The organism is Mesorhizobium sp. M1027 (assembly GCF_040318745.1).
Classification (GTDB): Bacteria; Pseudomonadota; Alphaproteobacteria; order Rhizobiales; family Rhizobiaceae; genus Mesorhizobium.
This window is the reverse complement of the sequence record NZ_JAMYMW010000001.1, coordinates 276,799-294,201: the sequence shown is the minus strand read 5'-3', so window position 1 is coordinate 294,201 and position 17,403 is coordinate 276,799. Positions and strand designations below refer to the sequence as shown.

Sequence of the window (17,403 nt, the reverse complement as noted above, 5' to 3'; positions counted from 1 at the left end):
GCACGTCCTTGATAAAGAGGCTCATATCACGGGGCAAGTCAGGCGTCTCGTTTTTCGAAGTCGGCCAATCGAACTCGGCCAATCGGAGACGGTCAATCGAAGTCGGGGAGTCGAAAAGCGATGGCGCAATCTTGGCTTTGCGTTGGCCACCTGCTCTATAGTCTGCCGCCAAGCCTGAAATGGATGACAATAAGAATGGCGGAATATTCGGCCTTTTCGCTTCTCAAGAACGCGCTGACCGGAAACAAGGACTGGAGGCCGGCCTGGCGCAAGCCCGACCCGAAGGCGTCCTATGACGTGATCGTCATCGGCGGCGGCGGCCATGGCCTGTCGACCGCTTACTACCTAGCCAAGGAGCACGGCATCACCAATGTCGCGGTGCTGGAGAAGGGCTGGCTCGGCTCCGGCAATGTCGGCCGCAACACCACAGCGGTCCGTTCCAATTATCTCCTGCCGGCCAACACGCGCTTTTACGAGCATTCGATGAAGCTGTGGGAGAACCTGGCCCACGACCTCAACTACAACGTCATGTTCTCGCAGCGCGGCTGCCTGAACCTCGCCCACACACCTGCCCAGCTCGACGACTATGCCCGGCGCGGCAACGCCATGCGCCATCTCGGCGTCGACGCCGAACTGATGACTACGGCGGAGATCGCCCGCCTGATACCGGCACTGGACGTCTCGGCCACCGCGCGCTTCCCGATTGTCGGCGGCCTGATGCAGCGGCGCGCCGGCACCGCCCGCCACGACGCCGTCGCCTGGGGCTATGCGCGCGGCGCAGATCGCCGCGGCGTCGACATCATCGAAAACTGCGAGGTCACCGGCTTCCTGCGCGACGGCGACCGTATCACCGGCGTCACGACGACGCGCGGCGAAATCCGCGCCAAGAAGGTAGCCGTCGCAGTGGCCGGCAGCACCGGGCAAGTCATGCGGCTCGCCGGGATCGAGACGATGCCGATCGAGAGCCACGTGCTGCAGGCCTTCGTCACGGAATCGCTAAAGCCGTTCATCGATACGGTCCTGACCTTCGGCATGGGCCATTTTTATATGTCGCAATCGGACAAGGGCGGCCTTGTCTATGGCGGCGATCTCGACGGCTACAACAGCTACGCCCAACGCGGCAGCCTGCCGATCGTCGATGAGGTGATGAGCGAGATGCTGGCGCTGTTCCCTGGGCTGGCCCGTGTCCGCATGCTGCGCTCATGGGGCGGCGTCTGCGACATGTCTATGGACGGCTCGCCAATCATCACCACCGGTCCGCTGCCGGGCATGTATCTCAACTGCGGCTGGTGCTATGGCGGCTTCAAGGCGACGCCGGCTTCCGGCTGGTGCTTTGCCTGGACCATTGCCAAGGACGAGCCACACGATCTCAACGCGGCCTTCACGTTCGACCGCTTCTATCGTGGCCTGGTGATCGACGACAAGGGCCAGGGCGCCACGCCCCGGCTGCATTAGGCCATGATCCCGAACCGCAGGTCCGCGTCAGCGAAAAGTGGAAACCGGTTTTCGGACAAGATCGTGGTCAAACGAGAAGTTTAAGAGATCCATGCTCATCACCTGCCCCTATTGCGGCCCGCGCGACGTGATCGAATTCACCTATCAGGGCGACGGCAATCGCCAGCGCCCACAGCCCGCCTCGCAGAATCTCGACGCCTGGAACGCTTATGTCTACGACCGGCTGAACCCGGCCGGTGACCACAATGAGATCTGGCAGCATTCCGGCGGCTGCCGCGCCCATCTCAGGGTCGTGCGCAACACGCTGACGCACGAGATCTCCAGCACCGCGTTCGCGCGCGGCGATCACAATTCGGTTGCGCGGCACCGGGCCGAGGACAAGCCATGAGCCCGCGCCGTACCGAGGCCGGCGGCCTCATAGACCGGCTGCGGACCATTCGTTTCACCTTCGACGGCGCGCCCTATACCGGCCACGCCGGCGACACGCTGGCTTCGGCGCTGCTGGCCAACGGCGTCACCCTGTTCGGGCGTTCGTTCAAATATCACCGTCCCCGCGGCGTGCTGACCGCCGGCGTCGAGGAGCCTAACGCGCTGGTCACCGTGTTGAGGGGCGAGGTTCGCGAGCCGAACATTCCCGCCACCATGGTCGAGATCTATGACGGGCTGACCGCAATCAGCCAGAACCGTTTCCCCTCACTTGCCTGGGACGTCAGTGCCGTGAACCAGCTCGGCGGCAAGCTTTTGTCGGCCGGCTTCTACTACAAGACCTTCATGGGACCGGTGATCGGTCCGCTGAAGGGCACACGCTTCTGGATGTTCTGTGAGCATTTCATCCGCCGTGCCGCCGGCCTGGGCAAGGCAGGCACGGCTCCCGATACGGCGCGCTACGAACGCATGAACGCGTTTTGCGATGTGCTGGTAGTCGGCTCCGGCCCGGCCGGGCTGATGGCCGCCAGGGCTGCTGCCGATCAGGGTGCACGCGTCATCCTGGCCGAGCTCGAGCCGCATTTCGGCGGCTCGGCCAATTGGTCGGGCGAGACGATCGATGGCATGCCGGCCCCCGGCTGGGCGGCGCGCGCCGCTGGCCAGCTCGAAGGCCGTGACAATGTCCGCCTGCTGCCGCGCACCACGGTCTGGGGCTATTATGACGGCAACACGCTTGCTGCGCTCGAACGCGTCACCGACCACAAGGAAACGCCCGGCAAGGGCGAACCCCGCCATCGCTACTGGACAATCCGCGCCAAGTCGGTGGTGCTGGCCACCGGCTCCCTGGAGCGTCCGCTGGTCTTTCCGGGCAATGATCGACCAGGCGTGATGCTGGCGCATGCGGCCGAGCGTTTTGCCACTGAATATGGCGTGCTGCCCGGCGACAGGATCGGGCTGTTCACCAACAATGACAGCGCCTATCGCGCGGCCCTGGCGCTGAAGAAGGCCGGCGCCGTGGTCGTCGCCATCGTCGACGTACGCCCTGAGCTTTCGAGCGAGATGCGCAAGCTGGCCGGCGAAACCGAGGCCGAGATCTTTTCTGGCCACGCGGTGATCGCCACCGAGGGCGGCAAGGCGCTGTCCGGCTTCAAGGTGCAGCGCTTCGATATGGCGAGTGGCGCGCTTTCCGGCGATGCGCGCAGCATCCACGCCGATTGCCTGCTGATGTCGGGCGGCTGGTCGCCGACCATCCATCTGGCCAGCCAGGCCGGCGCCAAGGCGGAATGGAACGAAACGTTGCAAGCGTTCCTGCCGCCGAAACCTACAACACGGCAATGGATCGGCGCCGGCGCCTTCACCGGCAGTTTCTCCACCGCCGAGGCGATCGCCGAAGGTCGCGCCGCCGGTTTTTCCGCGACGGGCGGAACCGGCACGCCGGCGGCCTTGCCGGTTGTCGAAGCCGCTCCCGGCGATCCCGATCCGGCGCCGGTGTTCGAGATCAGGGCCAGTGGAAAGAGCTTCGTCGATTTCCAGCATGATGTGACGGCCGACGACGTGCGGCTGGCGCATCGGGAAGGCTTCGTCTCGGTCGAGCATCTGAAGCGCTACACCACGCTCGGCATGGCGACCGACCAGGGCAAGAGTTCCAACATACCAGGCCTGGCCATAATGGCCGAGGCGCTGGGCAAGCCGATCCCGCAGGTCGGCACGACGCGCTTTCGCCCGCCCTTTTCGGCGGTATCGATCGGCTCGCTTGCCGCCGAACGCTTCGGCGATCTGAAACCCGAGCGACTGACGCCGATGCATGACTGGCACGTCGCCAACGGCGCCACCATGTATTCGGCCGGCCTCTGGTACCGGCCGATGATCTATGGCCATCCCGGCGAGACGATCGAGCAGGCCTATGTGCGCGAAGCGAGAGCCACGCGCGAGAGCGCCGGCATCGTCGACGTCTCGACACTGGGCAAGATCGCCGTGCAAGGCCCGGACGCGGCGGAATTCCTTGACCGCGTCTACACCAACATGTTTTCGACGCTGGCCGTTGGCAAGGCGCGCTACGGGCTGATGCTGCGCGAGGACGGTCTCGCCTTCGACGACGGCACAACATGGCGGCTCGGCGAGCAGGATTTCCTGATGACCACCACCACCGCCAATGCCGGCAAGGTGATGCAGCATCTGGAGTATTTCCTCGACGTGATCTGGCCGGAGCTGAAGGTCCACGTCACCTCGGTAACCGATCAATGGGCCGGTGCCGCCATCGGCGGGCCGAAGGCAAGGCAGATATTGGCTGCTTGCGTCAGCGGCACCGCCGTCGACAATGCCGCACTGCCCTTCATGGCCATCGTCCACGGCGAAATCGCCGGCGTGCCGGTGATGATCTGCCGGCTGTCCTTCTCCGGCGAAATGGCCTTCGAGGTCTATTCCGGCGCCGGTTACGGCACCTATGTCTGGGAGGCGCTCATCGAAGCCGGCAAGCCGTTCGGGCTGGTGACCTACGGGCTGGAGGCGCTGGGCACCATGCGCATCGAGAAAGGCCACGTCACCGGTGCCGAGATCGACGGCCGTACCACGGCACGCGACCTGCATCTCGACTGGATGCTGTCGAAGAAGAAGCCGTTCATCGGCTCGGCGATGATGGATCGCGAGGGGCTGATCGCACCCGACCGCCTGGAACTCGTCGGTATTGTTTCGCTCGACAACCAGCCGCTCAATGGGGGCGCACACATCGTCGAGCAGCTTGACGAAGCCAATCCCCACGGCTCGCTTGGCCACATCACCGCCTGCTGCTATTCGCCGGCGCTCGGCAAATATATCGCGCTTGCCCTGGTCAAGGGCGGCAAGGCGCGGCGCGGCTCGCGTGCCTACGTTTCCGACCCGTTGCGCAACCGGTTCGGGCCGGTCGAGATCGTCTCCAACCATTTCTTCGATCCGGACGGGAGCCGCATGCATGGTTGAACGCCAATCACCGCTTGAGCCGGTGCTGCATCCGGGCTCGCATGGCGATTTCGAGCACGGCGTCGAAATCATCCTCTCCGAAACCAGGCCGGGGTCGATTCTGCAGCTCGCCGCCTGGCCCGGCGAGGAGAAGACGTTGATGGCCGGCATCCATACGGTCACCGGCCTGACTTTGCCCGACGGCGCCGGCGGCGGTGTGACGAACGGCGCCAGGTCGGTGTTCGGCTTTGCGCCGGGAAAATTTACGGTTGTCGATGAAGCCGAGGGATTGGCGACGGCCTTTGCCGATGTCGTCACTCCGGCCATCGGTACGGTCACCGACCTTTCGCACGGCCGCACCGCGATCCGTATCGCCGGGCCGAAGGCCGAGTGGGTGCTGGCGAAATTCTTCGCCATCGACTTCGCGCTGCCGGCCTTCCCGATCGGCGCCGGCCGCTCGACCATGCATCACGACGTCTTCGCGCAGATCCAGCGCACCGCGGCCGATCAGTTCGACATCTACGTGTTCCGCTCGTTCGCACGCTCGTTCTGGAAGGCACTCTGCCACGCTAGCGAGGAAGTCGGCTACGACGTGCAATAACTCAGCCGGCGCGTCGCCACGTTAGCTGGCGAACGTCACCCACTCTTCCAGCGGCGCGCGGTCGGTGCGGAATGCGTTTTCGGGCTTGGACGTGTCCTCATGGCCGAGCGCCATGCCGCAGACAACGATCTCCTCGTCGGGAATGTTGAGCACCGGCCTGATCTGCCGGTGATAGGGCGCGAAGGCAGCTTGCGGACAGGTGTGCAGGCCCCTGCCCCGCGCCGCGACCATGATGTTTTGCAGGAACATGCCGTAGTCGATCCACGACCCTTTGTTCAGCCGCCGGTCGACGGTGAAGATCATGCCGACCGGCGCATCGAAGAAGATGAAGTTGCGGTCGTGCTGCGCGCGCATCCTGTCGACCTCGCGCCGGCCGATGCCGAGCACGCCGTAGAGACCGAAGCCGTTGGCCCGCCGCCGCGTCAGATAGGGTTCGAAGAACTGGTCGGGATAATAGCGATATTCGTCCCATTCCGCCTTTTCGGCGCGGATGCCCGAGCTGAGGATGGCATCGCTGATGCGCTGCTTGACCTCGCCCTTGGTCACATAGACCTTCCAGGGCTGCATGTTGGTGCCTGACGGCGCGCGCGCGGCAACGGCGAGAATATCGCGGATGGTCTCGTCGTCGATCATATCGGGCAAGAAGGCGCGTACCGATCGGCGCGAGGTGATCGCGTCATCGACGATCGCCGCCGCAATCCGGGAGTTGTTTTCCAGCATGGCCGTCCCTTTGCGTATGATCCCGAACCCGATTCTCCGGAAGGATCATGCGCCGACTAGAAGTGATGGAGCATCCTTGCGCGTCTTTTTGAACGCCCGATAAGCCTATCCGCCTCGACCGGACGCCCCACTCGCCGCTCGTGCGCCGAGCCTTTGCCCGAACCGTCAAAATGGCGCAAGTAAATCTTGTGGGCGCATGAAAATCCTCTTGATTTTTTCACAAACGTGCCGTCACATGAAATTTGCTGGGAATTTTTCACCGAAACAGGGACAGCTTTGCCCTCAACCGCGGCCAGATCGGAACAAGACAGCGGCGAACGGCTGCTGGCCGGCGACATCCGCGCCTTGCGCAAGGCGCGCGGACTGACGCTTGCCGAGACCGGCCTCAAGCTCGGCCGCTCCGTCGGCTGGGTCAGCCAGGTCGAGCGCGGCCTGTCGATCCCGTCGCTCGGCGACCTCAGAGCCTTCGCCGAATTGTTCGGCGTGCCGGTCAGCCTGTTCTTCAGCCATGACGTGCCTGTCGAGACCGAGCGCGGCGTGGTCGTGCGCGCCGGCAGCCGACGCGTGCTTGGCACAAGCGATTCTGGCCTGGTGGAGGAGCTGCTGTCGCCCGATCTCGGCGGTAGCTTCGAGATGCTGCGTTCGGCCTTCGCCCCGGGTGCCGAGCTGAAGACCGAGGCGCGCCGGCCGACCGAGGAAGCCGGCTACGTCGCTTCCGGCAGCTTCGACATCGAAATTGCTGGCGTCTGGCACCGGCTTGGCGAAGGCGACTCCTTCCGCTTCGACGGCAAGCCGTTCCGCTGGCGCAATCCTGGAGCCGAGCCGGCTGTCGTCATCTGGGTGGTTTCGCCGCCTGTCTACTGAACGAATGCATGTCGCCCAAAAGTGCGTGGCGGTTTGGGACAATGACATGCATCAAAACAAATAGTCGGAGAAGAACATGGCCGGTTTGCCGACCACGGCACGCGTTGTGATCATCGGAGGCGGTGTCGTCGGCGCCTCCTCGCTCTATCATCTCGCCAAAGCGGGCTGGATCGACTGCGTGCTTCTGGAGAAGAACGAGCTGACTTCCGGCTCGACCTGGCATGCCGCCGGCAACGTGCCGACTTTCTCGTCGTCATGGTCGCTGATGAACATGCAGCGATATTCGACCGAACTCTATCGCCGGCTGGGCGACGAGGTCGGCTATCCAATGAACTACCACGTCACCGGCTCGCTCAGGCTAGCCCATAGCGCGGAGCGCATGCAGGAATTCCAGCGCGCCAAGGGCATGGGCCGCTACCAGGGCATGGACATCGATGTCGTCGGGCTCGACGAGATCAAGCGTCGTTACCCCTTCATCGAGACGCATGAGCTGAAAGGCGCGCTCTACGATCCGAATGACGGCGATATCGACCCGGCGCAATTGACCCAGGCGCTGGCTAAAGGTGCCCGCGACATGGGCGCGAAGATCATCCGTTTCTGCCCGGTCACCGGCGTGCGCCGAGAAAACGACGAGTGGGTGGTCGAGACGGCGCAAGGCGAGATCCGCTGCGAGATCGTCGTCAACGCCGCCGGATACCGCGCCGCCGAGATCGGCAGGATGTTCGGCCGCGAGGTGCCGATGATGGTGATGAGCCATCAATATATCCTGTTCGAGGAAATCCCCGAACTGGCGGCGTGGTCGAAGGAACAGGGCAAGAAGCTGCCGCTGCTGCGCGACGTCGATACGTCCTATTATCTGCGCCAGGAAAAGAACGGCATGAATCTCGGCCCTTATGAGCGCAATTGCCGCGCCCACTGGGTCGGCCACAACGACCCGATGCCCGACGACTTTTCGTTCCAGCTGTTTCCCGACGATCTTGATCGGCTGGAAGATTACCTGGCCGATGCTGTCGCCCGCGTGCCGATCCTCGGCACCGCCGGCCTATCCAAGGTCATCAACGGGCCGATCCCCTATGCGCCGGACGGCAACCCGCTGATCGGGCCGATGCCCGGCGTGCCCAACGCCTTCGAGGCCTGCGTCTTCACCTTCGGCATCGCCCAGGGCGGCGGCGCCGGCAAGGTGCTGGCCGAATGGGTGACCGAGGGCCAGACCGAATGGGATATGTGGTCCTGCGATCCGCGCCGTTTCACCGCCTTCGCCTCGGCTCCGGATTATTGCGTTGCCAAGGGCATGGAAATCTACGGCAACGAATACGCCATCCAGTTCCCGCGCCATGCCTGGCCGGCCGGACGCGACCGCAAGCTGTCGCCGCTCCACGGCCGCATCAAGGCACTCGGCGCCCAGTTCGATGCCTATAATGGCTGGGAACGCGCCACCTGGTATGCGCAGCCCGGTGACGACGTCTCCGAACAAGCCACGCTGACTTTCCGCCGCGACGGGCCGTGGCAGCATCGTGTGCGCCAAGAATGCCTCGCCGTCCGGGATGCCGCCGGCATTCTGGACCTGCCGGGCTTTTCCCGTTTCAATCTCGATGGTCCAGGTGCCGCCGAATGGCTCAGCCTCCAGGTCACAGGCCTGGTGCCGAAACCCGGCCGCATCGGCCTCGTCTATTTTGCCGATGACAAGGGCAGCATCGTCACCGAAATGTCGGTGGTCCGTCACGACGAAGACCTGATGACACTGATCACCGCCGCGGTGGCGCAATGGCATGATTTCGAATGGCTGAAATCGCGCATCCCGAAGGACGCCGCATTCAAGCTGGTCGACCGGACGGAGGAATACTCCACCCAGATCCTCGCCGGCCCCAACTCGCGAAAAATCCTGGCCGAACTCTGCGCAGCCGACCTCACCCTGCCCTGGCTGACGCATCAGGAAACCAGTATCGCCGGACGTTGGGCAAAGCTGGTGCGCGTGTCCTTCGCGGGCGAGCTCGGCTGGGAAATCCACAGCAAGGTCGACGATACCGCAGCCATCTTCGACGCCGTCTGGGCGGCCGGGAAGAGGCATAGACTAAAACCGTTCGGCATGTACGCGCTGGATTCGCTGCGGCTCGAAAAAGGCTACCGTACCTGGAAGGGCGACCTGTCGACCGACTATTCGATCCTGGAGGGCGGGCTGGAGCGCTTCGTCAGATGGGACAAGCCCGACTTCCGTGGCAAGGCGGCGCTGCAGAACGAAAGGCAGCAGGGCGTAAAGAAACGCTTCGTCACGCTGGTTGTCGAAAACCCCGGCGACTGCGATGCGCCCTACATGTCGACGCTGTGGCATGACGGCCAGATCGTCGGCGAGACGACATCCGGCGGCTGGGGTCATCGCATCGACAGGTCGATCGCGCTCGGCATGCTGCGCGCCGACCTCACCGAGCCGGGAACCGCGGTCGAGATCGAGATCTTCGGCGAACGTTTTCGGGCGGTCGTGCAGAAGGATGAGCCGTTATGGGATCCAAAGAACGAGAGGCTCAGAGCATGAAGACTGTCACCCTTACCGATGGCGGCATGGGCCAGGAGCTGGTCCGCCGTAGCAGTTCCGAGCCGACGCCGCTGTGGTCGGCCAGGGTGCTGATCGACGAACCGGATCTGGTGCGCGACCTGCATGCGGAATTCATCCGCGCCGGCGCCCGCGTCATCACCATCAACACCTATTCAGCCACGCCGGAGCGGCTGGCACGCGAAGGCGCGGAAGAGCTGTTCAAGCCGCTGCAGAAGCGCGGCATCGAACTGGCAAGGCAAGCCCGCGACCAGGCCGGCGACGCGGCGATCGCCGGCTGCCTGTCGCCGCTGTTCGGCAGCTATGCGCCGGCGCTGACGATATCCTTCCAGGATACGCTCGACATCTATCGCCGTATCGTTGCCGAGCAGGCGGACGGCGTCGATCTGTTTCTGTGCGAAACCATGGCGTCGGCCGAAGAGGCGCGCGCCGCCGTCACCGCGGCGTCGGAAAGCGGCAAGCCCGTATGGGTGTCGTGGACGCTTGCCGACCACGGCACGCCGCGCCTGCGCAGCGGCGAAGCCATTGCGGCGGCGTCGGGCGCTCTTGCCGGCCTCCCCGTCGCGGCCCGGCTGATCAATTGCTGCCGGCCCGAAGCGATCGCTGCAGCGCTGCCCGAACTGATCGCTCTCGGCGGTCCGGTCGGCGCTTATGCCAACGGCTTCACCTCGATTGAGGCGCTCAAGCATGGCGGTACCGTGGAAGTGCTGCACGCCCGCCACGACCTTGATCCGGATGCCTATGCCGGCCAGGCGATCGGCTGGGTCGAGGCTGGCGCCGGCATCGTCGGCGGCTGCTGCGAAGTCGGACCTGCCCACATCGCCGCGCTGCGCGACCGGCTCGAACAGGCCGGCTACGAAATTTCGGGAGTAGCATAATGCCCAGACCATCATCGCGCATTTCCGGCATCGTGCCTTCGGGCAAGGATGGCTGGGAGGTTCATTCCGCTGCCTGGGCGCGCAAGCAGGCTGGCGAGGACATCATCATGCTGTCGGTCGGCGACCATGATTTCGACACGCCGGGCGAGACGATCGAAGCCTGTGTGACGGCCGTCCGCGCCAGCAATCACCACTACACGCCGCTTGCCGGCGTTCCACGCCTGCGCAAGGCGATGGCGGCGGCCTCGACGCAGTGCACCGGGGTTGCGACCAGCCCCGACCAGGTCATCGCCACGCCGGGCGGGCAGGCCGCGCTTTACGCGGCCATTCAAGCGGTTCTCGACCAGGGCGACCATGCCATCGTCGTAGCGCCCTATTACGCCACCTATCCGAATACCTTCAGTGCGGCGGGCGCCGAGTTCAGCGTCGTCGAGACCCCCGCCGAAGACAGCTTTCAGCCGCGCGCCGCCGACATCCGCGCCGCCCTTCGGCCGAACACCCGCGCCATCCTGATCAACACGCCGAACAATCCCACGGGCGCCGTCTATTCGCGCGAGCGCCTGGAAGAGCTGGCGCAGATCTGCCGCGAGCATGACCTTTGGCTCCTGTCGGACGAGGTCTACTGGACGCTGGGCCGCGGCGAGCACGTCTCACCACGCTCGCTGCCTGGCATGACGGAACGCACGCTAGTCATCAATTCGATGTCCAAGAGCCACGGCATGACCGGCTGGCGCATGGGCTGGCTGACCGGGCCCGAGGAGATGATCTCGCTGCTGACCGACCTCAATCTGGTGATGACCTACGGCCTGCCCGCCTTCATCAGCCTCGCCTGCGCCGAGGCGCTCGAAAACGGCTACGGCGTCGAGGAGATCGCCGAGCGCTATGCCGCGAGGCGCGCCGTCGTTCTCGATGCCATGCGCGGTATGAACAACGTCACCGTGCGCGGCTCCGAAGGCGGCATGTATGTGATGCTCGACATATCGGCGATCGAGCCGGACGACGAAAAATTCGCCTGGGCTTTCCTCGACCAGGAAAAGGTCGGCGTCATGCCCGGCTCGAGCTTCGGCGCGGCCGCAGCAGGCCACATCCGCTTCAGCCTCTGCCAGCCTGAGCCGGTGCTGATGGAGGCTGCCACACGCCTGCGCCGCTTCGCATCCAGCTATCGCCGTGAGGCCGCATGAGCGCCCCGCCCACCAAAACCATTCCGACTAAGGCCATTCCTCCCAAAGCAAGGGCGGTCATCATCGGCGGCGGCGTCTCCGGTTGTTCGGTCGCCTATCATCTGGCCAAACTCGGCTGGACCGATATCGTGCTGCTCGAGCGCAAGCAGCTGACGTCAGGCACAACATGGCACGCTGCCGGCCTGATCGGCCAATTGCGCGGCTCGCAGAACATGACGCGGCTGGCGAAATATTCGGCCGACCTCTACGTCAAGCTCGAGGCCGAGACCGATGTCGGCACCGGCATGCGCCAGGTCGGCTCGATCACCGTGGCGCTGACCGAGGAGCGCAAGCACGAGATCTATCGGCAGGCGTCTCTCGCCCGCGCCTTCGATGTCGACGTGCGCGAGATTTCGCCACGTGAAGTCAAGCAGATGTACCCGCATCTCAATGTATCCGATGTGGTCGGCGCCGTGCATCTGCCGCTCGACGGCCAGTGCGACCCCGCCAACATCGCCATGGCCTTGGCCAAGGGCGCGCGCCAGCGTGGTGCGACGATCGTCGAGAATGTGAAGGTGACCAAGGTCCATACCAGGGCCGGCCGCGTCACCGGAGTGTCTTGGGCGCAGGGCGACGAGCAAGGCACGATCGATACCGACATCGTCGTCAACTGCGCCGGCATGTGGGCACGCGAGCTTGGCGCCCAGAATGGCGTCACCATCCCGTTGCACGCCTGCGAACATTTCTATCTCGTCACCGAACCGATCGCCGGGCTTTCCCGCCTGCCGGTGCTGCGCGTCCCGGACGAGTGCGCCTACTACAAGGAAGATGCCGGCAAGATGATGCTCGGCGCTTTCGAACCGGTAGCCAAGCCGTGGGGCATGAACGGCATAAGCGAGGATTTCTGCTTCGACCAGTTGCCCGCGGACATGGATCACTTCGAGCCGATCCTCGAAATGGGCGTCAACCGCATGCCGATGCTGGCCACCGCCGGCATCCACACCTTCTTCAACGGCCCCGAAAGCTTCACGCCCGACGATCGCTACTATCTCGGCGAGGCGCCGGAGCTTTCCGGCTACTGGATGGCGACCGGCTACAATTCGATCGGCATCGTCTCCTCCGGTGGCGCCGGCATGGCACTGGCGCAATGGATCAATGACGGCGAGGCGCCTTTCGATCTCTGGGAGGTCGACATCCGCCGCGCCCAGCCGTTCCAGAAGAACCGCCGTTATCTCAAGGAGCGCGTCTCCGAAACGCTCGGCCTGCTCTACGCCGATCATTTCCCCTACCGGCAGATGGCGACTTCGCGGAACATAAGGCGCTCGCCGCTGCATGAGCATCTGAAGGCGCGCTGTGCGGTGTTCGGCGAGGTCGCCGGCTGGGAGCGCGCCAACTGGTTCGCCAGGCCCGGCCAGGAGCGCGAATACCGCTATTCCTGGAAACGGCAGAATTGGTTCGACAACCAGCGCGAGGAGCATCTGGCGGTCAGGAACGGCGTCGGCCTGTTCGACATGACCTCGTTCGGCAAGATCCGCGTCGAAGGCCGCCACGCCTGCGCCTTCCTGCAAAGGCTCTGCGCCAACGACATGGATGTGGCGCCGGGCAAGATCGTCTATACCCAGATGCTCAACCAGCGCGGTGGCATCGAGAGCGACCTCACCGTCTCGCGGCTGTCTGAAACAGCCTTCTTCCTCGTCGTGCCCGGTGCGACGCTGCAGCGCGATCTGGCCTGGCTGCGAAAACACCTTGCCGACGAGTTCGTCGTCATCACCGATGTGACCGCTGCCGAAGCCGTGCTCTGCCTGATGGGCCCGGATGCGAGAAAGCTGATTCAAAGGGTGAGCCCCAACGATTTTTCAAACGAAAACAATCCGTTCGGGACGTTTCAGGAGATCGAAGTCGGCATGGGGCTGGCCCGCGCCCACCGCGTCACCTATGTCGGCGAGCTCGGCTGGGAGCTTTATGTCTCGACCGATCAGGCCGCCCACGTCTTCGAGGCTATAGAAGAAGCCGGCACCGACGTCGGCCTGAAGCTATGCGGCCTGCACACACTGGATTCCTGCCGCATCGAAAAGGCCTTCAGGCATTTCGGCCACGACATCACCGACGAAGACAATGTGCTGGAGGCCGGCCTCGGCTTTGCCGTGAAGACGGCCAAGGGAGACTTCCTCGGCCGCGATGCGGTGCTGAAGAAGAAAGAAACCGGCCTGTCGCGCCGGCTGGTGCAGTTTCGCCTGAACGACACCGAGCCGCTGCTCTTCCACAACGAGGCGATCCTGCGCGACGGCAAGATCGTCGGTCCGATCACCTCGGGCAATTACGGCCATCATCTCGGCGGCGCTATCGGGCTTGGTTACGTGCCTTGCAAGGGCGAGAGCGAGGCGGATGTCCTGTCGTCGTCCTACGAGATCGAGATCGCCGGCGAGCGCTTTGCCGCGGAGGCGTCGCTTAAGCCGATGTACGATCCGAAGGCGGAACGGGTGCGGATGTAGCGCACCTCATAACGCGTCCATCCTGGCCGCGACTTTCGCCACGAACCTGGTCCGACTGCCCTCGGTCGAGAGGTTCATCGAGTAATGCGCAAGGTAGGAAACCGACCCGCCGGGCTTGATCGTCGCACGTAGCACCCGATTGACCAGCTTGCGCGGCGGGTCACCCATCAGCATGGCTCGGAACCGGCTGCCGCCATAGGTTGTGACGGCGACCACCTTGCGAATATTGTGCAGTGACGGCTGCACCTTGCCGGCGACCAGCTTGAACGACACACCGGGCAGGAAGACGCGATCGAAAAAGCCTTTCAGAATGGCCGGATAGCCGAAGTTCCACACCGGAAACGACAGCACCAGCGCCTCGGCCCGCAGCAAGCGCTCGACATAAGGCGACGCCGGATCGCCGTCGCTGCGTTCGTCGTGATAGGACATCCGTTCGGCGCGCGTCAGCCTGGGATCGAAATTCTCGGCATAGAGGTCACAGTCGTCTACCACATGGCCGGCCGCCTTCAGGCGCTCGACGATGGTCCGGTGCAGGCCGGCATTGAAGCTGGTCTCCACCGGATGAGCGTAGAGGACGAGGATGTTCAACCCGCGTTCTCCAGCCCCTTGAACAGAAACGACTTGCCCGAGCGATAATCATAGTCCGGATTTTCCCAGGCGATCATCTTGCCCGGATTGAGCAGCCCTTGCGGGTCGGTTTCGCGCTTGAAGGCGAGCTGCACCTCGTCGGTGCGCTTCATGCCGCCTTCTTCCAGCGTGTAGCGGTGCGGGTTGAAGATCCAGCAGCCATTGTCCTCGTGGATGCGGATGATCTCGTCGAGCCGCTCCGCCGTGGTGAAACGCACCAGCGGCAGCCCTGCGATGCCGATGGCGCCGTCGAAGCGAATGAATTCGAGATGCGCCGGCACCTCGTCGCCGAAGCGATCGACCATCGCCTTGACGTGGCCGAGGTGGTCCGGCGAAGGGTAGCGGGTCTGCAGGTAGGTGATCGTCGGATCGACCCGGATGGCACGCAGCGTCGTGTGGTTCCAGGTCAGCTCATAGGCCGGCGGCAACCCTTTGAGATCGGCCTCCTTGTCGGCCCGGAAGACAATCTCGCCCTTGCTGCGCGCCGTGAAGGCAAGGAAGGCATCCATCGCATGCGGTGCGATCATCAGGACGACGATGCTTTGGCCGCGCCGGAAAAACCGCTGGTGGCGCTTGAAATAATCGTAGGGGATCGGTGCTGCGATCGGCGTGATCAGTTTCGCCAGTATGCCGTCCTGGATGGCGAGGTCGTTGCCGAACCCGGCCGCATCCATGAAATCGTCGAAGCCGACGATGACGTCGATCCAGTCATAGCTGGCGGTCAGCGGCATCTCGACTTCGGTGATGATGCCGTTGGTGCCGTAGGCATGCATCACCTTCAGCACGTCCTCGCCGGTGAGCTCCATGACACGCGGCTCAGCTTCCATCGTCACGGTCCTCAGTCGGATGACATTGCCGAGATCGCGCAGTCCGCCCCAGCGGATCGAGCCGATACCGCCGGAGCCGCCGGCTACGAAGCCGCCGATCGATGCCGTGTTGTAGGTCGACGGCGACATGCGGAGCTCCTGGCCGGAATGCGCCCGCGTCGCTCTGTCGATATCGGCGAGCACGGCGCCGGGACCAGTGACGACACGGCCGGGGGCGATCGTCTTGACCGCGTTCATCTCGGCGAGATTGAGCACGACGCCGCCGGACAAGGGCATCGCTTGGCCGTAGTTCCCGGTGCCGCTGCCGCGCGGCGTCACCGGCACGCCATGCCGGTGACAGGCGGCGAGAATGCGGACGACCTCGTCTTCGGTTTTCGGCGTCACGATCAGGTCGCCGGTGACGTGATCGAGCTGCTGCTTCAGCACCGGGCTGTACCAGTAGAAGTCGCGGCTCTTCTGCTGGACGATCGCCGGATGGTCGTCGATCTTCAAACCGTGCAGGTCGCGCTTGAGCGCCGCAATATCCATCATTCCACCATCAGATCATCGAGTTCGGCATAATCGGGCAACTGGCGCTCGATCGCCAGGCCGTCGCGTACAACGATGCGATCCGATTCGGGCCGTGACAGCAATTCCGTCCAGCTCCGCCCCTTGAAGACGACGAAATCGGCCGGCGCTCCGGCGGCAAGCGTGCCGAAACCGTCGAGCCGCATCACCTTGGCCGGCGTCGAAGTCACCGCTTGCGGCCAGTCGGCGACGGGATGGTCGAGATGCAGGATGCGCGTCGCCATCCGGTAAACCTCAAGCATGTCGAGATCGCCATAGGCGTAGAACGGGTCGCGCGTATTGTCGGAGGCGACGGCCACGGCAATGCCGCGCGCCTTCATCTCGTGCAGCAACGTCACCCCGCGCCAGCGCGGCGTGGTGTTGTCGCCGCGCCGGTCCTGCAGATAGAGATTGCACATCGGCAGCGACACCACCGCCAGGCCGGCCTTGGCGACCTTGTCCAGCGTGTCGAGCACGTCGAGATCGGGCTGGCGCGCCAGCGAGCAGCAATGGCCGACCAGGATGTTTCCCTCGAAACCGTTCCAAAGGGCGGCTTCGGCGATTTTCTTCAACGAGATCGCCGCGATATCGTCGGTCTCGTCGGCATGGAAATCGAGGTCGAGGCCGTGCTTGATCGCCTGCGCAAATACCTGGTCGAGCAGTTCTTCGAGATCCGGCACCATATAGGTGACGACGCCGAGCACGCCGTTGGCCGCAGCCACTCGCTTGGCCAGCCTCTCGAACCATTTCCTGTCGCGCACGCCCTCGATGCCGAGCAGGCAGGCCGCCTGCAGCTCGATGCGGCCGCGCCATTTATCCCGCATCGTCTCGAACACCGGCCAGGAGATCTCTTCTTGCGGCGCAACGCTGTCGAGATGCGTGCGCAGCGCCCTGGTACCATGCGCATAGGCCGAGCGCAGCGAAAAATCCATGCGGCGGGCAACGTCGTCGGCGCTCCAGCGCGCCGCCCGGTCGGCGCCCGTTGCGTTCAGCGCGCCCATGAAGGTGCCGTCCGGGTTGGGCGTTCGAGGCCAAATATGGCCCTTGTCGATATGGGTGTGGCAGTCGACGAAGCAGGGCAAGACGATCCGGCCGCCGAGGTCGATGGCGCCTGCCGGTGCATTGGATCGCTGATGTGCTGCAATGCTGGAGATTTTTCCGTTGGCGACGGCGATATCCGTAAGCGCAAAGCCGTCGGCATCGAATGCTGCGGCCAGTCTTGGCGTCAGCGACTGATGAACACGAACGTTTGCAAGATGATAAGGACCAGAGGCTGGTATCAAGCCGCACTCCCCTTTGTCCTGCCGGACATCTCCCCCTCAAGG

The 17,403-nt window shown here is 64.2% G+C and carries 13 protein-coding genes; 9 read left to right on the top strand and 4 right to left on the bottom strand.

Going from position 1 to position 17,403, the window contains the following annotated elements; translation table 11 throughout:
- The first annotated feature begins 195 nt into the window (after positions 1-195).
- From NKH50_RS01365 to NKH50_RS01350, 4 genes are all read left to right on the top strand, one after another.
- Positions 196-1,455 carry a sarcosine oxidase subunit beta gene (locus NKH50_RS01365; protein WP_352821447.1) on the top strand — a complete coding sequence of 420 codons (1,260 nt, stop codon included), beginning with the start codon at positions 196-198 and terminating at the stop codon, positions 1,453-1,455.
- Positions 1,456-1,546: 91 nt separating this feature from the next.
- Positions 1,547-1,843 (top strand): sarcosine oxidase subunit delta, encoded by a 297-nt coding sequence (locus NKH50_RS01360; RefSeq protein WP_023676536.1) that lies wholly within the window; start codon positions 1,547-1,549, stop codon positions 1,841-1,843.
- Positions 1,840-4,836 (top strand): sarcosine oxidase subunit alpha, encoded by a 2,997-nt coding sequence (locus NKH50_RS01355; RefSeq protein WP_352821449.1) that lies wholly within the window; start codon positions 1,840-1,842, stop codon positions 4,834-4,836. Before NKH50_RS01360 ends, NKH50_RS01355 begins: the two co-directional genes overlap by 4 nt.
- Positions 4,829-5,416 carry a sarcosine oxidase subunit gamma gene (locus NKH50_RS01350; protein ID WP_352505736.1) on the top strand — a complete coding sequence of 196 codons (588 nt, stop codon included), beginning with the start codon at positions 4,829-4,831 and terminating at the stop codon, positions 5,414-5,416. The genes NKH50_RS01355 and NKH50_RS01350 overlap by 8 nt, the downstream gene beginning before the upstream one ends.
- A 21-nt stretch (positions 5,417-5,437) precedes the next feature.
- Here the strand turns inward: NKH50_RS01350 and NKH50_RS01345 are convergent, their stop codons facing one another.
- Positions 5,438-6,136: a nitroreductase gene (locus tag NKH50_RS01345; RefSeq protein ID WP_352505735.1), complete on the bottom strand. Its 699-nt coding sequence runs from the start codon at positions 6,134-6,136 to the stop codon at positions 5,438-5,440.
- Between the two features lie 276 nt (positions 6,137-6,412).
- Here NKH50_RS01345 and NKH50_RS01340 point away from each other — a divergent pair, with 276 nt between their 5' ends.
- The 5 genes from NKH50_RS01340 to NKH50_RS01320 all read left to right on the top strand — a co-directional run bounded on the left by NKH50_RS01340 (position 6,413) and on the right by NKH50_RS01320 (position 14,078).
- Entirely contained in the window at positions 6,413-7,000 is a 588-nt protein-coding gene (locus NKH50_RS01340) for a helix-turn-helix domain-containing protein (RefSeq protein ID WP_352505733.1), read from the top strand.
- A 76-nt stretch (positions 7,001-7,076) separates the two neighbouring features.
- Positions 7,077-9,530: a GcvT family protein gene (locus NKH50_RS01335; RefSeq protein WP_352876175.1), complete on the top strand. Its 2,454-nt coding sequence runs from the start codon at positions 7,077-7,079 to the stop codon at positions 9,528-9,530.
- Positions 9,527-10,426: a homocysteine S-methyltransferase family protein gene (locus tag NKH50_RS01330; RefSeq protein ID WP_352876172.1), complete on the top strand. Its 900-nt coding sequence runs from the start codon at positions 9,527-9,529 to the stop codon at positions 10,424-10,426. The genes NKH50_RS01335 and NKH50_RS01330 overlap by 4 nt, the downstream gene beginning before the upstream one ends.
- The gene (locus NKH50_RS01325) at positions 10,426-11,607 is read left to right on the top strand and encodes a pyridoxal phosphate-dependent aminotransferase (protein ID WP_352477581.1); all 1,182 of its coding nucleotides are present in this window, start codon (positions 10,426-10,428) and stop codon (positions 11,605-11,607) included. Before NKH50_RS01330 ends, NKH50_RS01325 begins: the two co-directional genes overlap by 1 nt.
- Positions 11,604-14,078, top strand: a complete 2,475-nt coding sequence (locus NKH50_RS01320; RefSeq protein WP_352876169.1) for a GcvT family protein — start codon at positions 11,604-11,606, stop codon at positions 14,076-14,078. Before NKH50_RS01325 ends, NKH50_RS01320 begins: the two co-directional genes overlap by 4 nt.
- 6 nt (positions 14,079-14,084) lie before the next feature.
- Here NKH50_RS01320 and NKH50_RS01315 read toward each other — a convergent pair whose 3' ends face one another.
- Genes NKH50_RS01315 through NKH50_RS01305 form a run of 3 tightly spaced genes read right to left on the bottom strand, consistent with a single transcriptional unit; the run spans position 14,085 to position 17,361 of the window.
- Positions 14,085-14,666 (bottom strand): NAD(P)H-dependent oxidoreductase, encoded by a 582-nt coding sequence (locus NKH50_RS01315; RefSeq protein WP_352876166.1) that lies wholly within the window; start codon positions 14,664-14,666, stop codon positions 14,085-14,087.
- Positions 14,663-16,063 carry an FAD-binding oxidoreductase gene (locus NKH50_RS01310; protein ID WP_502894201.1) on the bottom strand — a complete coding sequence of 467 codons (1,401 nt, stop codon included), beginning with the start codon at positions 16,061-16,063 and terminating at the stop codon, positions 14,663-14,665. The genes NKH50_RS01315 and NKH50_RS01310 overlap by 4 nt, the downstream gene beginning before the upstream one ends.
- Positions 16,060-17,361: a cytosine deaminase gene (locus NKH50_RS01305; RefSeq protein WP_352876163.1), complete on the bottom strand. Its 1,302-nt coding sequence runs from the start codon at positions 17,359-17,361 to the stop codon at positions 16,060-16,062. The genes NKH50_RS01310 and NKH50_RS01305 overlap by 4 nt, the downstream gene beginning before the upstream one ends.
- Positions 17,362-17,403 lie beyond the last annotated feature (42 nt).